Below are 15909 nucleotides of genomic sequence, written 5' to 3' on the forward strand. Positions count from 1 at the left end.
GATTTATATAATACTTTACAATGCAAATATATATCTTTTAAAAGGTATTATGCAATACATAGTACTAAAAATTAACAAAATTTAACATTTAAATGAAGCGATATAATTAAATAAAAAGCTGTACATTGCCTGTAAATACTGAAAAAATGAAGTTTACACCAAGAAAAGTTAATGCCTTTTTATTATTTAAGTTACCCTCAGCTTTTTTTACTGGAGTGCGATTAAAGTCGCTTACTAACGACAGAGCAGAGGTTAAAGTTACCCACAAATGGGTAAATCAAAATCCATTTAAATCAATGTTTTGGGCAGTACAAGGAATGGCATCAGAATTATCTACAGGTATTTTGGTAATGAAAGAAATAGATGCTTCGAATAAAAAAATTTCTATGCTGGTTACTAATATGAATGGAACTTTTACTAAAAAGGCTACAGGGAAAATTCGTTTTGAATGTAACGATGGTAAATTAATAAGAGAGACGATACAAAAAGCAATTGATACAGGAGAAGGTCAAACAGTAACTGTTATTTCTGAAGGTTTTAATGAGGAGGGAGTTTCAGTTTCAAAATTTGAATACGAATGGAGTTTAAAGGTTAAAAATTAGTTTTGTGGTAAGGTTTAATTATATTTTTATAATTATAGTACTGCTATTTTCTTGTAAGAGTGAAGAAAAGAGTAAAAAAGAGAAAGTTGAAACAAAATTTTTAGTTAATAATCAGTTTCAAGAAATACTTGATAAGGCAAAATTAGAAGGAGCTATACTAGTTTATGATTTGTATAAAGATGTGCATTATTCTAATAATTTTGATTGGTGTAAAGTTGGAAATTTACCAGCGTCAACATTTAAAATTCCGAATTCTATCATTGCTTTAGAAGCTGGAGTTGTAAAAAATGATAGCGCAATCTTTAAATGGAATGGAGAGTCTAGGTATCTAAAGATTTGGGAGCAAGATTTAACGTTTAAAGAAGCTTTTCACTACTCTTGCGTTCCATGTTACCAAGAGGTAGCTAGAAAAATTGGAGTTGAAAGAATGAAATCTAGTTTAGCAAAGTTGAATTTTGGTTCAATGGATGTAAATGAAATGACTTTAGATAATTTCTGGTTACAAGGTAAATCTAAGATTAATCAATTTCAGCAAATAGACTTTTTAAAACGATTACATAATTCAGAGTTACTTATTAGTGAGCGTACCGATAGTATCATGAAAAGTATGATGATAATGCATAAAAGCAATCAGTATGTATTGAGAGGTAAAACAGGTTGGTCAGTAAGAGGTGAAGAAAATAATGGTTGGTTTGTAGGCTATGTTTTAGTTAAAAAAAATGCTTATTTCTTTGCTACAAATGTAGTTCCAAAAAAGAATTTTGATATGAAGTTTTTTAGTAGAGAAAGAAAAGAAGTGACTTTTAAGGCTTTAAAAGTGTTAAAAGTATTAAGCGAAAATGAATCTTTTGTAACAAAACAGTAAAAAACTCTTCTTATAAATATAAAAACAAAAAATTATGAATGCACACGAAATAGATTATCGCATTTTTGGAGAAGAAATGCAGTATGTAGAAATAGAATTAGACCCGCAAGAAGGAGTAGTTGCCGAAAGTGGTAGTTTTATGATGATGGATGCCGATGTGAAAATGAATACAATTTTTGGAGACGGTTCAAATCAAGAAAAAGGATTGTTGGGAAAAATTTTTTCTGCTGGAAAACGAATCTTAACAGGTGAAAGCCTGTTTATGACGGTTTTTACCAATGATGGTCAAGGAAAAAAACAAGTTTCTTTTGCTTCTCCTTATCCAGGAAAAATAATTCCAATTGATTTAACAGAATTTGGAGGGAAGTTTATTTGTCAAAAAGATGCTTTTTTATGTGCAGCTAAAGGGGTATCTATCGGAATTGAGTTTTCAAAACGCTTAGGAAGAGGGTTGTTTGGAGGAGAAGGATTTATTATGCAAAAAATGGAAGGCGATGGTATAGGTTTTGTGCATGCAGGTGGTACAATGGCAAAAAAGGTATTGCAACCTGGTGAAGTTTTAAAAGTAGATACAGGCTGTATTGTTGGTTTTACTCAAGACGTTGATTATGATGTTGAATTTGTAGGAGGTATAAAGAATACCATTTTTGGTGGAGAAGGATTGTTTTTTGCAAAGTTGAGAGGCCCTGGAACTGTATATATCCAATCATTACCATTTAGTAGGTTAGCAGGTAGAGTGTTGGCTATGGCTCCACAAACTGGAAAAGGTGATAGAGGAGAAGGAAGTGTTTTAGGAGGTTTAGGAGATATTTTAGATGGAGATAATAGGTTTTAGAAATATAAGTAAATAAAAAAGACCGCTAATTTTTATTAGCGGTCTTTTTTATTTTATTGGTAAATTAGATACCTAATTCTTCAAACATATTGATTAAACGTTCTCCTTCTGATGGTGCAGGAGCGTTTGGACTTACAATATTTCCGTCAGGGTCGATTAAGATAAATCTCGGTAAACCTTTAATTAAGAAGTTTTGAGCCCATTCTAAATTTAAGTGACTATCTCCAGCCATTAGCTGTATACCAGTCATCTCCCTATCTTGAATGGTTTCTTTCCATTTTTCATCATTACCTTTAGCATCAACATTAATACTTACAAACTCAATATTTTTACCATGGTACTCTTGCTCTAATCGCTTTAATAAAGGAATTTCTCTTTTACAATAAGCACACCAAGTAGCCCAAACATCAATGTATAAGTACTTTCCGTGGCCTAATAAATCATCTAAAGAAGTTGTGCCACCATCATAGTTTACATAGTCTTTAAACTTAGGAGCAGGTTGGCCTTTTGCTGTTGTTTTTAAAAGATCGTAGTCTTTAGTAATCTCTTTTTTATGTGTTTCATTTGTAGAATACGCCATAAACTTTCTATAAAACTCTTTTAAGTCACTAGTGTATGTAATACTGCTTTCAGCGCTATTGTATAATAAATCATTTTTTGCAATCGTATCGGTAACTTCAGTTTGAACTGTTTCTAAATAAGTTAAGGGTAAATCTTCCCCTTCCTTATTTTTCTCCTTAGCAATCCTTTGAAGTTCAGTTTCTAACATTGCTCTGTAGAAATATGAAGAAGCATAATCACCTCCACTATAGTTAAAGCTTTCTAATGGGTTAGGGAAATCATCTGAAACTTCAAAGTCTTTATTTCCAGTTAATGTTCTGTGATAATCTTGATAATTATAAAGGTTTCTTAAACATTCATAGTCAATATTTTTGACTTCCTTTTTTAAGAAATCAGCAGGCAATTGTTTAGAAATAGATGCTTCAGTTACAGCATCTTTATATTCATTAGTTTTTGCTAAAAACTCACCTTCTTCTAAGGCAAAATATTGATTAGCACTAACAAGTATTTCAGGCCAAGTTTTTTGTTTTTCATGAAGATAGCTATTTATTTTTTTGTTTGCACCTTCAAAATTAATAAAATCTGGGTTGTCGTAATCAAATACAATACCTGTATCATCTGTCTTTGTTAAATATAAGTTGATAGCTTTAATAGGCTTTGTATTGTAAACCAAGGTGTAATAGCCTTCTCTATCAATTTTAAGAGTATCAACAAAAGAACCAGTCTTTCTGTCAAATTTTATTTTCTTTTCAAATTGAAAACCATTCAAGGTAACAGTTCTTTTTTTAAGGTTATCAATTTTACCAGTTAAAACCAAGTAGTCTTTAACAGGTTTTTCTTCCTTTTTACATGAAATTATGGTAACTCCTATGAGGGCTAAAAGTACTAGTTTTTTCATTCTTTAATGTTTAGTGAGAATAACGGTGTTTAAGCCGCCGAAGTTACTTTTTTTAACTTTTTTATCAAAAAAATTAACATTTTATTTAAACTTAGTTCTATTTTTTATAAAAAATCAGCTTGAAGTTTTCTCTTTTTTTTGGTTATTTGTACACTATAAAAATATTAAAATGAATACTACACATATAATAAATTCCCAACCACTTGGTTTAGAAGATATTCATAGTATTGTATTACTAGATAAAAAACTTTCTTTATCAGAAGAATCAAAAGAAAAGATATTAAAATGTCGTGCTTATCTTGATGAGAAAATGAAAACTCATAACGATCCTATTTATGGAATTAACACAGGATTTGGTTCGTTATGTAACGTCAAAATTAATGGAGATAATTTACAACAACTTCAAGAAAACTTAGTAATGAGTCATGCTTGTGGAACTGGAGATGAAGTTCCTCAAAAAATTGTAAAGTTAATGTTGTTGCTTAAAATACAATCATTAAGTTATGGTCATTCTGGTGTACAGTTGGCCACTGTTGAGCGTTTGATTGAGTTTTATAATAAAGACATTTTACCTGTTGTATATACACAAGGTTCGTTAGGAGCATCTGGTGATTTAGCACCATTAGCACATCTTTCTTTACCATTGATAGGATTGGGAGAAGTGTATGTTGAAGGAGAACGAGTTTCAGGAGATGTTTTAAAAGAAAAATTTGGTTGGAAGAAAATTAATTTACAGTCTAAAGAAGGATTAGCATTGTTAAATGGAACTCAATTTATGAGTGCATATGGTGTATATAATTTATTAAAGGCTTATAAACTTTCTTATTTAGCAGATGTTATTGGTGCAATTTCTTTAGAAGCTTTTGATGGAAGAATTGAGCCTTTTAATGAGTTGATTCATTTAGTGCGCCCACATAACGGACAGTTAGCTACAGCTAAACGTATTAAAGAAGTATTAGAAGGAAGTGAATTAATCAAGCAACCAAAAGAGCACGTACAAGATCCTTATTCTTTTAGATGTATGCCACAAGTTCATGGTGCAACAAAAGACACGTTAGAGTTTGTAAAGAAAACATTCATAACAGAAATAAATTCAGTAACAGATAACCCAAACATATTTGTTGATGAAGATATTATTGTTTCAGGAGGAAACTTCCATGGCCAGCCACTAGCCCTAGCTTTAGATTATTTAGCAATTGCTGTTGCAGAATTAGGAAATATTTCTGAAAGAAGAACCTATCAATTAGTTTCTGGTTTAAGAGGGCTACCTGACTTTTTGGTATCGAACCCAGGTTTAAATAGTGGATTTATGATTCCACAATATACAGCTGCAAGTATTGTGAGTGCAAATAAACAATTTTGTACTCCATCTAGTGTAGATTCTATTGTGTCTAGTAATGGACAAGAAGATCATGTAAGCATGGGAGCCAATGCAGCTGTGAAAGCAAAAAAAGTAGTAGATAATGTATGTTCTGTACTAGCAATAGAGTTAATGAATGCTTCTCAAGGACTTTCTTTTAGAGAAGAGAATACTTCTGAGTTTTTATCTTCTTTTGTAGGAATGTTTAGAGAAGATGTACCTTTAGTAAATGATGACAGAGTACTGCATAATGATATTAAGAAAGCAGAAAACTTCATTAATGATTTAATTATTGAAGTAGAAGAACTGTTTTAAGACAACTATAGAGATTAGTGAAAAAGCTCAAATTGTTTTTACAATTTGAGCTTTTTAGTTTACTTATTTTTTTTAATGTGAACTTTTTGTGTATTATCAATGAATCATTTTTTAGCACGTTCCACTAATTCTAATTGTTCTATTTTAGCTTCTGTAGTAAATAACCCGTAATTAATAAAAGCTTTTTTCTTTTCTATTTTGTCAATAGTTCCTACAGCATTCCCGTCAATTAAACGAACTCTGTCATTTACTTTAAAAACATAGGCAGCTCTTTCTTTTGCAATTTTTTCGGCTTCTTTTTTCTTTTCTTCTCGAACTTTTACAACTTTTTGAAGTACTTCTTTTTCTACTTTTTTAATAGCTTCTTGTTGTTTTTGTGTAGCAACTTTTTCTTCTTTCTTTTCTGTTTTGGTTTTCTTCTTAGGTGGATTTTTCTTTATGTACTTGGTCTTTTCTGCCATTGCCCATTTAAAAAAACTAGCAGAAAGTTCTTTTTTATTATTTGTTTGGAAGTATTTATTAAGCATTTCATTAATATTCCTTCCTAAAGATAACATACGTTGGTTGTTGTCATATAATTCTTGAAAACCTTCTAGTTTTTCACGTATTTTAAGTTCTTTCTCTTGTAGGTTTTCAATATGCTCTTGTCCTTTAGATTTTTGTTTGTTTAAACTTTCAGAAGTTTTTTGTAAACGATTTCGTTCCTTTTGAAGTTTTGAGATTGTTTTATCTAAACGAACTTTTTCGGTTTCTACACGTTTTTTAGCACGGTTGATTAAGCTGTACGGAATTCCGTTTTTCTGTGCTACTTCAAACGTAAAAGAACTCCCTGCTTGTCCTATATACAATTTGTATAAAGGCTCTAAAGTACGCTCATCAAACTGCATATTGGCATTGGTAACATTATCTAATTCATCTGCTAATACTTTTAGGTTAGCATAATGTGTGGTAATAATTCCGAAGGCTTTCTTTTCATAAAACTCTTCTAAGAAAATTTCAGCCAAAGCACCTCCTAATTCAGGATCAGAACCTGTACCAAATTCATCAATTAAAAACAAGGTATTGTCATTACATTTTCTTAAAAAGTAACGCATGTTTTTTAATCGATAACTATAAGTACTCAATTGATTTTCGATAGATTGATTATCACCAATATCAGTCAAAATAGTATTGAAAAGTGTAGTTTCACTACGTTCATGAACAGGAATTAACAATCCGCTTTGTAACATGACTTGTAACAAGCCAATTGTTTTTAACGTAATACTTTTACCACCAGCATTCGGACCTGAAATAACAATAATTTGTTGTTCTTCACTTAACTGAAGAGTCTGTGGAATAGTTTCAATTTTTTTAGCGTTATTCTTTTGCCATAAAATAGGGTGAAACGCATTTTTTAAAAATACTTTTTTCTCTTTGGTGATTTTTGGTAGTAACCCGTTGATGCTTTTAGCATATTTTGCTTTGGCACCTACAACATCTAAATGTGTTAAAAAAGTAACGTACTCAGTTAGTAACGGAGTATAAGGTCTTATTTCAGTAGCTAAAGCTCGTAATATACGTACAACTTCTTGTTTTTCTTCATACAGTAGGTTTTGTAACTCTCTGCTGTAAGCCAACGTAGCTTGAGGAGCGATATATACAATGTTCCCTGATTTAGATGAACCTAATAAACTTCCTTTAACCTTACGTCTGTGCATTGCTAAAACAGCCAACACACGTTGGTTATCAATTACCGTTTCTTTGATATCGTCTAAATAACCACTCGAAATATTTTTACTCAAGGCACGAGAAAAACTTTCTGAAATTTTACCTCTAACAGCCCCAATATCTTTACGTATATGTTTTAAAGCAGTAGAAGCATTATCGGCAACCTCACCGTATGGAGTAATTATTTTCTTTATACTATCTACAATTACTGTTGTAAACTCAACTTCATCACTCAGGGCAAATAACGTAGGGTAGTAGGTTTGAAACTTCTTTAAAAACTTCTTTTGCTCATTCACAGTTTCTGAAACAGCTGAAACCTTTAAGAAACCGTCTGTTTCTAAAAAACTATTTTCTATAGTAAGTCGCTTAATTTCTTCAGAAATATCTTCAAAATAATGATTAGGAATTCTATTTTCATTTTCAAAAGAAGACAGATATTCATTTACCATATTCAACTCAAAAAATAATTTTCTTTTGTTTGGAATAGGTTGAATTTGCATTGTTTTCTCTTTTCCTAAATTAGAGATACAATGTGTTGCAACTTGTTCTAAAACCGTTGTAAATTCTAAATCTTGAAGTGTTTTTTCTGTAATGTTTTTAGTCAAAATAGTATATTTGAAACCACGACAAAAATAACAAACAATGCAAGTAAAAATTAATGATAGCTGGAAAAATATTTTACAATCAGAATTTGAGAAACCGTATTTTGAAAATCTTACCAGTTTTGTTAAAAATGAATATTCAAAACATACGTGTTACCCAAAAGGGTCGGATATTTTCGCAGCGTTTGATTTTTGTTCTTTAGATGATTTAAAAGTAGTGATTTTGGGTCAAGATCCATACCACGGGGTAGGGCAGGCTAACGGATTGTGTTTTTCGGTACATGACGGTGTTACACATCCTCCATCGTTGATTAATATTTTTAAAGAAATAGAAAAAGATGTAAACATCTCATACCCTAAAAGTGGCGATTTGTCTCGTTGGGCAAAACAGGGAGTGTTGTTGTTAAATGCTACTTTAACGGTTAGAGCGGGAGAAGCGGGAAGCCATCAAAAACAAGGTTGGGAACAATTTACTGATGCTGTAATTGAGAAAATATCTGAAGAAAAAGAGGATGTCGTGTTTTTACTTTGGGGTGGTTTTGCTAAGAAAAAAGCAAAGCTTATTGATAAAAAGAAGCATCATATTTTAACCTCAGGTCATCCATCACCGTTAAGTGCCAATCGTGGGTATTGGTTTGGCAACAAACATTTTTCTAAAACCAACGATTTTTTACAAAGCATTGGTTCACCAACTATTCAATGGTAATTTCTGGTAAAATAGTTTTGTTGTAATAGGGTAAAATAATTGCATCTAACATATCTTCGGTAACATCAGGGTAGTGGACTTCAACAGTTTTGTTTGAGTTAATCCACTTTTCAATTTTAGGAAGTTGCTTTTTACTTAATTTTTTTACAACCGTAACCCCCATTTCTTTTAACGTAACAGCATTGCATTGTTGTTCGTATTGATTTTTCATAGGAATAACCAATAGTTTTTTTCGCAAATATAGAGCCTCAGTAGGTGTTGCAAATCCTGCACCACAAATAATTCCTTTAGCTGAAGCCATACTGCGAATAAAAGCATCGTCGTTAATTGGTAGGATAGTAATATTATGAAAGAATTGATGCTCTTTTGTTTTCTTAGAAAAGACTTGCCACTTTATGTCTTTTATTTTTGAAAGTACTTTGATTATTTTTTCATCACTGTAAGAAGGTAAATACACTGTGTAATGTCCTTTGTTTGTAATATTTCTATAGCGAATTTCCTTACGAATAATAGGCAAGAAGGTTGAAGAGGAATGAGTTTTAAAGTGAAACCCGAATTTATTTTTTGCAGGTGCATAGTATTTAATAATCAAACGCTCTAACCTAAACCTTTTAAAAGCAGAGTTTTTTTCGTTTAACAAAGCATTTTGATTGCTCAAAGAAATAATGGGGACATTTCTAAATAAACATGCCCAAGCTGAGATAGGTTCAAAATCGTTAATAACTAAATCATATTCTTTTACAGGTAATGTTTTAACTTCTTTGTAAACCTTGTTAAGGCTTAAGTCTTTTAAGCTGCTAATTAGATCAATTCCACCTTTTTTACCAAAAATAAAACCTAAGCCATGTAATTTATATTTTATGTTGAAAGGAAGCTCTATTTCATATTGTGAGCCGCTAACCAATATGTCAACATCACCACGTCTTTGTAAATGTGGGATTATCTCTAAGGCTCTACTTGCATGTCCGTTTCCTGTTCCTTGAAAAGCGTATAATATTTTCATCTTTTTAAATTTTTATAATTGATTGTTTTTAGAAAATTACCTATTTAGTAGGTATTGACCATTTCCTAACTTAATGCCCATTATAAGCTTCATGATTATTGGGTTTTAATGTTAAACTCTTTAAGGAGCTCTGTAAAAAGTTCACTATTATTGTGTTCAGAACTAATGAGCTCTAGATCTTTTACAGAGTAGTCTAAATGAATATTTTTAGCGATCTCATCTTTTTCATATTCATATAAAGACCACGTTTTGTTTTTGTATTCCAGAGCAGTTAAGTTTTCTATCCAATCACCAGAATTTAAGTATACAGTACTTCCTTTTTCAGTTTTTATGGATCTTATCTCTGGTTGATGAATATGACCGCATACTACATAGTCATATCCCTCATCAATTGCAATGTCTGCAGCAGTTGTTTCAAAATTATTAATGAATTTAATGGCGCTTTTTACACTGTTTTTAATTTTTTTTGAAAAAGATAATCGACCATAACCTAATTTATGACTACACCAGTTAACAGCGGTATTTATTAGGATTAAAAAATCGTACCCTTTACCTCCTAATTTAGCAAGCCATTTTGAATGTTGCATGGTAACATCAAAAACATCTCCATGAAAAAACCACCCTTTTTTACCGTCAATATCTAACACTACTTTGTTTACGATTTCGAAGCTTCCTAAGCGAAAACCTTTAAACCTACGTAGCATTTCATCGTGATTTCCTGTGATGTAATACACTTTTGTTCCAGAAGTGATGAAATTCATCAGTTGCTTAATGACTTTCATGTGTGGTTTAGGAAAGTAACGTTTGTTAAATTGCCAAATATCAATAATATCTCCGTTCAAGATTAATATTTTAGGATTGATGGTTTTTAGGTAGTTATGAAGTTCAGTAGCTCTACAACCAAAAGTTCCTAAATGCACATCTGATATTACAGCAATATCTAATTTACGTTTTTTGTGTTTTTTCATTCTAAGTATACTTCGATGTTTACCAAAGTTACTTTTCGAATGTTTTTAAAAAGTGAAGTAATTATAAATTATTAGTAATAAAATCTTTACTAAAAAGTGTAGTAAATGTTATGTAAAAGTAAAATTATGTTAATAGATAAAAGAGTGTTAAATTTAATGTCTTAATTTGAAAAATTAAAAGGACTGTGAATATTTATGAAATGTATTACAAGAATAAAAAGAAGTTTAATTTTTTTGTTCAGAGGAATAGTTGGAGAAATACTGCAGCTGAAATTGTAGGAATTGAAGGAGTTATAGAAGGTGAAGATATAGAAGGGAAACCACCATATTATAAAAGTCAGAAAGTATATGCTGACTTTTATAATAAAACTACTAAAAAAATTATAGATAAAAACGAGGAAATAAGTAGTCCAGGAACTTATGCATACAGAATGATAGGAATAAGAGGAGGTAGGAAGAAAAAATAAAAAGCTCGGTAAAAACCGAGCTTTTTATATAGTTTGTTTGAACATTACTTGTTGTACAATACCCACTCTCCCTTTTCTAATAAAGGAATGGCTTGTTTGTACTTAACTTCTTTCTCTTCACCAGACATTACATTTTTGATAGTAACTTTTTCGTTACGACCAATTTTTGGTTGTTCACGAACAACCGTTTCTACAGCTTGTTGTTCCTGTGTTTGTTGGTTACGTGCATTACTAATAGCTTGCTGTGTTGAGTTTTGAACTTCATCTTTACGTAAATCTAATTGCTCACGTTGTTGTTCACGAGCTTCAGATACTTGTGAAGCTTCTTGACTAGGTAATTTTCCTTTAAACAAGAATGATAACACTTCTTTGTTAATTTTATCAATCGTTTCTTGGAATAACTCAAAAGCTTCAAACTTATAAACTAATAAAGGATCTTTTTGCTCGTACGTAGCATTTTGAACGGTTTGTTTCAGCTCATCCATTTTACGTAAGTGATCCTTCCAGTTTTCATCAATAATCGCTAAAGTGATGTTTTTCTCAAAATCGTTAACTAATGATTTTCCTTCACTTTCGTAAGCTTCTTTTAAGTTGGTAACTACCTGTAATGTTTTAGAACCATCTGTAAAAGGAACAACAATACGCTCGTAACGGTCACCTTCGTTTTCAAAAACATTTTTAATTACTGGGAATGCATTTTCAGCATTTCTTTCCGCATCGTTTTTGTAGTGTTCTGTTACTATTTTGTATAGCTTGTCAATTAAATCTTGCTCTGATGTTTTATTGAATTCTTCTTCAGAAAAAGGAGAAGTCATTGCAGAGAAACGAATTAATTCGAACTCAAAGTTTTGGAAGTCTTTAGCGCCCTTATTTTGTCTTACAATTGAATCACAGGTATCGTAAATCATGTTTGCAATATCAATCTGTAAACGCTTTCCGTCTAAAGCATGACGACGACGTTTGTATACAAACTCACGCTGTGCGTTCATAATATCATCATACTCTAATAAACGCTTACGAATACCAAAGTTGTTTTCTTCTACTTTTTTCTGAGCTCTTTCAATAGATTTAGAAATCATAGAATGCTGAATTACTTCACCTTCTTTTAATCCCATTCTATCCATCATCTTCGCAATTCTTTCAGAACCAAATAAACGCATTAAGTTATCGTCTAAAGCTACATAGAATTGAGAAGAACCTACATCTCCTTGACGTCCTGCACGACCTCGTAACTGACGGTCTACACGACGAGAATCATGACGTTCTGTACCAATAATAGCTAAACCACCTGCTGCTTTAACTTCGTCAGATAATTTAATATCGGTACCACGACCAGCCATGTTTGTAGCAATGGTTACCACTCCTGGTTTACCAGCTTCGGCAACTACATCAGCTTCTCTTTTGTGTAATTTTGCATTTAAGATATTGTGAGGAATTTTACGAATTTGTAACATTCTTCCTAATAATTCAGAGATTTCAACCGAAGTAGTACCTACTAATACAGGTCTTCCTTCTCCAACTAATTTTACAATGTCTTCAATTACTGCGTTGTATTTTTCACGCGTAGTTTTATAAACTAAATCTTGTTTATCGTCTCTTTGAATTGGTTTGTTTGTAGGAATTTCAACAACATCTAGTTTATAAATTTCCCAGAATTCACCTGCTTCTGTAATCGCCGTACCTGTCATACCAGATAACTTACGGTACATTCTAAAGTAGTTTTGTAAAGTTACGGTAGCAAACGTTTGCGTAGCGTCTTCAATTTTTACATTCTCTTTAGCTTCAATGGCTTGGTGTAACCCATCAGAGTAACGACGACCGTCCATAATACGACCAGTTTGCTCATCTACAATCATTACCTTATTGTCCATAACCACATACTCCACGTCTTTTTCAAAAACCGTGTAGGCTTTTAAAAGTTGGTTCATGGTATGAATGCGCTCACTCTTCACACTAAATTCGCGATATAATTCTTCTTTTTGATCAGCTTTCTCTTCTGGAGTAGCATCGCTGTTATCTATTTGACCAACTTTTACACTAATATCTGGTAAAACGAAGAACGTTTCATTTTTTGTGATATCAGAAAGGTGTGCAATACCTTTATCAGTTAAATCAATTTGATTGTTCTTTTCTTCAATAGTAAACCATAATTCAGCATCAACTTCAGGCATTAACTTGTTGTTGTCTTGCATGTAAAAGTTTTCAGTTTTTTGAAGAATTTGTTTAACTCCTTCTTGAGATAAAAACTTAATTAAGGCTTTGTTTTTTGGAAGACCTCTGTAAACTCTTAATAATAAGAAACCACCTTCTTTAGTGTCTCCTTCTTTAATTAAACGTTTAGCTTCAGCTAAAACACCTACTAAGTATTTATTTTGAATAGAAACTAAATCGGCAACTAGAGGCTTTAATTCATTAAATTCATGATTGTCTCCTTGTGGTACAGGACCAGAAATAATTAATGGAGTACGAGCATCATCAATTAAAACAGAATCCACCTCATCAATAATAGCATAGTTTGGTGCACGTTGTACTAAGTCTTTTTTAGAGTTAGCCATGTTATCACGCAAGTAGTCGAAACCAAACTCATTGTTAGTTCCGTAAGTAATATCAGCATTATAAGCTTCTCTACGTGCTTCAGAATTTGGTTGGTGGAAATCAATACAGTCAGTACTTAAGCCGTGGAACTCAAAAATAGGAGCCATCCACGCACGGTCACGTTTTGCTAAGTAGTCGTTTACAGTAACAACATGAACTCCGTTACCAGTTAAAGCATTTAAGTATACTGGAAGTGTAGAAACTAAGGTTTTACCTTCCCCTGTCATCATTTCGGCAATTTTACCTTGGTGTAATACAGATCCACCAATTAATTGTACATCGTAGTGAATCATGTCCCAAATTACTTCTTTACCAGCAGCGTCCCATGAGTTAGCCCAAAAAGCTTTGTCATCTTCTAAAGTAATGTGTTCTCTAGTAGCTGATAATTCTCTATCAAAAGGAGTAGCAGTTACTTCTAATTCAGTATTGTTAGCAAAACGTTTTGCTGTTTCTTTCACAACAGCAAAGGCCTCTGGCATAATATCTAATAAAACAGCTTCAGATGCTTCGTAAGCTTCGTCTTTTAATTTATCAATTTCAGTATAAATTTCTTCTTGACGATCGATGTCTACTTTTTTAGCTTCTTCCTCAAGCTCAGCTATTTTATCGTTAAAAAATTTGGTAGCATCTTTAATTTTCGATTTAAATTCGATCGTTTTTGCCCGTAATTCATCATTTGATAAATTGTTTAATGAATTTTCAAAAGATCGTACTTTTTCAACGATCGGTTGTAGTGATTTTAGGTCCTTTTGTTGTTTGTCTCCAACAAATAGTTTTATAATCGAATTTAAAACGCTCATTTGTAAAATATTGTTTTATAGCTAATTAAGTTGTTTTTAATTAGCGTTTTTTGTGTTTTTATTGAGTGCTTAAAAGTAAGCAAAAAAAAAGCCTCTGTAAAAGAGACTTTTTATTATTTATTTTTTCTAGTATTCATCTTCATTCCAAAGATAATCTTCTTCTGTAGGGTAATCTGGCCAAATTTCAATAATAGAATCGTACGCCTCACCTTCATCTTCGATATCTTGTAAGTTTTCTACCACTTCTAACGGTGCTCCAGTACGAATAGCGTAATCAATTAATTCGTCTTTAGTTGCAGGCCAGGGTGCATCTGCTAAATAAGATGCTAATTCAAGTGTCCAATACATTTCTTTATCTGTTTAATAAGATTTTCCGCAAAAATAATTTTTTTTTGTAAAAAGTCAAGTTTTTTTTAAAAAATGTGAAATTAATAATTAAAGAACTTAGTTATAGCTTTTCAGGAATCCATTTAATTTCCTCAGCTTGTAAGTCTTGGGTCAACTTCCGTGCCAACACAAAAAGGTAGTCAGAAAGTCGGTTTAAATACTTTAAAACAGTATCGCTAATTGCCTCTTCTTCGTTTAAAGCCACAGCCAATCGTTCCGATCTACGGCATACGCAGCGTGCTATGTGACAAAATGACACGGTTTGATGACCGCCTGGTAATACAAAGTGTGTCATTTGAGGTAGGTCTTTATTCATAAGGTCAATTTCGTCTTCTAAGAACTGAATTGACTCTTCGTTAATCTTGGGAATATTTAAGCGTTCTTTACCACTTTTTAAGGTTTCCTTTTCTGGAGGAGTAGCTAACATGGCACCTAATGTAAATAAATCGCTTTGAATTTTTGTTAATTTCTTTTTTAGAGTTTCGTCAACGTTTTGGTCTCTAATTAACCCAATGTAAGAGTTAAGTTCATCAACGGTTCCATAACTTTCTATTCTTAAATGATGTTTAGGTACTCGAGTACCACCAAATAGGGCAGTGGTACCCTTATCACCTGTTTTAGTATATATTTTCATATGTTTTTTATTGGTTTGATTAATTATTTTAAGATAGCCAATTTATCTAAAATATAATCAGGACAGCGCATAGGTCTTTTTGTTTTATTGTTAATAAATGCTAACACAGTATTTCCAGTTGAAATTAGGTCGTTATTTTGATTGGTAATTTCATAGTCGAATTCAATTTTTACTGAAGGTGTTTTTTTTAAAATGGTTGTAATGGTTAATTCATCGTCGTATAATGCTGATTTTTTAAAGTTACAAGATAAAGATATAACAGGTAACATGATTCCTGTTTTTTCCATATATTTGTAGGTAACGCCCAGAGAACGTAACCATTCGGTGCGACCAATCTCAAAAAACTGTGCGTAGTTCCCATGGTAAACTACTCCCATTTGATCAGTTTCAGCATACCGAACACGTATAGATGTATAATGTTTTTGCAAAAGATTATTTTATTTTTAATAGCACTAACATTACGTAAAAAAAAAATAAAAGTCAATAGTGATTTGATTTTTTTATACTGAAATTTATTCACACTTTTGTTCGCCCAGACATTGGTGTTTGGTGTCCCCTAAATCTGAATAAAAATTAACAACTAAAAAATTGATTTTTACCGCAT

General features: G+C 31.8%; 14 protein-coding genes. 6 read left to right on the top strand and 8 right to left on the bottom strand.

The window, feature by feature from the left end:
• The first annotated feature begins 146 nt into the window (after positions 1–146).
• The 3 genes from ACXIHB_RS15565 to ACXIHB_RS15575 are packed head-to-tail and all read left to right on the top strand — an operon-like array spanning position 147 to position 2302.
• Positions 147–602 (top strand): DUF4442 domain-containing protein, encoded by a 456-nt coding sequence (locus ACXIHB_RS15565; RefSeq protein WP_047789455.1) that lies wholly within the window; start codon positions 147–149, stop codon positions 600–602.
• A gap of 4 nt (positions 603–606) precedes the next feature.
• Positions 607–1467, top strand: coding sequence for a class D beta-lactamase (blaOXA, locus tag ACXIHB_RS15570; protein WP_462098604.1), 861 nt, complete (start codon positions 607–609; stop codon positions 1465–1467).
• Between the two features lie 34 nt (positions 1468–1501).
• Positions 1502–2302 carry a TIGR00266 family protein gene (locus tag ACXIHB_RS15575; RefSeq protein ID WP_047789456.1) on the top strand — a complete coding sequence of 267 codons (801 nt, stop codon included), beginning with the start codon at positions 1502–1504 and terminating at the stop codon, positions 2300–2302.
• Positions 2303–2366: 64 nt separating this feature from the next.
• On the opposite strand, the gene ACXIHB_RS15580 is transcribed toward ACXIHB_RS15575, so the two are convergent.
• Positions 2367–3761, bottom strand: coding sequence for a TlpA family protein disulfide reductase (locus ACXIHB_RS15580; RefSeq protein WP_437824412.1), 1395 nt, complete (start codon positions 3759–3761; stop codon positions 2367–2369).
• Positions 3762–3930: 169 nt separating this feature from the next.
• Here ACXIHB_RS15580 and hutH point away from each other — a divergent pair, with 169 nt between their 5' ends.
• Positions 3931–5436, top strand: coding sequence for a histidine ammonia-lyase (hutH, locus tag ACXIHB_RS15585; protein WP_167713973.1), 1506 nt, complete (start codon positions 3931–3933; stop codon positions 5434–5436).
• 104 nt (positions 5437–5540) lie between these two features.
• Here hutH and ACXIHB_RS15590 read toward each other — a convergent pair whose 3' ends face one another.
• Positions 5541–7748: an endonuclease MutS2 gene (locus tag ACXIHB_RS15590; protein ID WP_462098605.1), complete on the bottom strand. Its 2208-nt coding sequence runs from the start codon at positions 7746–7748 to the stop codon at positions 5541–5543.
• A gap of 37 nt (positions 7749–7785) precedes the next feature.
• Between ACXIHB_RS15590 and ACXIHB_RS15595 the strand changes: the two genes are divergently transcribed.
• Positions 7786–8451, top strand: coding sequence for a uracil-DNA glycosylase (locus ACXIHB_RS15595; protein WP_462098606.1), 666 nt, complete (start codon positions 7786–7788; stop codon positions 8449–8451).
• On the opposite strand, the gene ACXIHB_RS15600 is transcribed toward ACXIHB_RS15595, so the two are convergent.
• The gene (locus ACXIHB_RS15600; RefSeq protein WP_349265019.1) at positions 8438–9454 is read right to left on the bottom strand and encodes a glycosyltransferase family protein; all 1017 of its coding nucleotides are present in this window, start codon (positions 9452–9454) and stop codon (positions 8438–8440) included. The two genes, ACXIHB_RS15595 and ACXIHB_RS15600, sit on opposite strands and share 14 nt — an antisense overlap.
• A gap of 95 nt (positions 9455–9549) precedes the next feature.
• Positions 9550–10422 carry a UDP-2,3-diacylglucosamine diphosphatase gene (locus tag ACXIHB_RS15605; protein WP_349265020.1) on the bottom strand — a complete coding sequence of 291 codons (873 nt, stop codon included), beginning with the start codon at positions 10420–10422 and terminating at the stop codon, positions 9550–9552.
• Positions 10423–10622: 200 nt separating this feature from the next.
• Here ACXIHB_RS15605 and ACXIHB_RS15610 point away from each other — a divergent pair, with 200 nt between their 5' ends.
• Positions 10623–10889 (top strand): hypothetical protein, encoded by a 267-nt coding sequence (locus ACXIHB_RS15610; RefSeq protein WP_047789200.1) that lies wholly within the window; start codon positions 10623–10625, stop codon positions 10887–10889.
• Between the two features lie 44 nt (positions 10890–10933).
• Here ACXIHB_RS15610 and secA read toward each other — a convergent pair whose 3' ends face one another.
• The 4 genes from secA to ACXIHB_RS15630 form a co-directional block, all read right to left on the bottom strand.
• Complete coding sequence (secA, locus tag ACXIHB_RS15615) at positions 10934–14284, bottom strand: preprotein translocase subunit SecA (RefSeq protein ID WP_462098607.1); 3351 nt, start codon at positions 14282–14284, stop codon at positions 10934–10936.
• 126 nt (positions 14285–14410) lie between these two features.
• Complete coding sequence (locus ACXIHB_RS15620; protein WP_047789198.1) at positions 14411–14632, bottom strand: DUF2795 domain-containing protein; 222 nt, start codon at positions 14630–14632, stop codon at positions 14411–14413.
• Between the two features lie 100 nt (positions 14633–14732).
• Positions 14733–15305: a cob(I)yrinic acid a,c-diamide adenosyltransferase gene (locus ACXIHB_RS15625; RefSeq protein WP_047789197.1), complete on the bottom strand. Its 573-nt coding sequence runs from the start codon at positions 15303–15305 to the stop codon at positions 14733–14735.
• A gap of 23 nt (positions 15306–15328) precedes the next feature.
• Positions 15329–15733: an acyl-CoA thioesterase gene (locus ACXIHB_RS15630; RefSeq protein WP_047789196.1), complete on the bottom strand. Its 405-nt coding sequence runs from the start codon at positions 15731–15733 to the stop codon at positions 15329–15331.
• Between the last annotated feature and the right edge of the window lie 176 nt (positions 15734–15909).

It is taken from the genome of Tenacibaculum sp. IMCC1 (assembly GCF_054906355.1).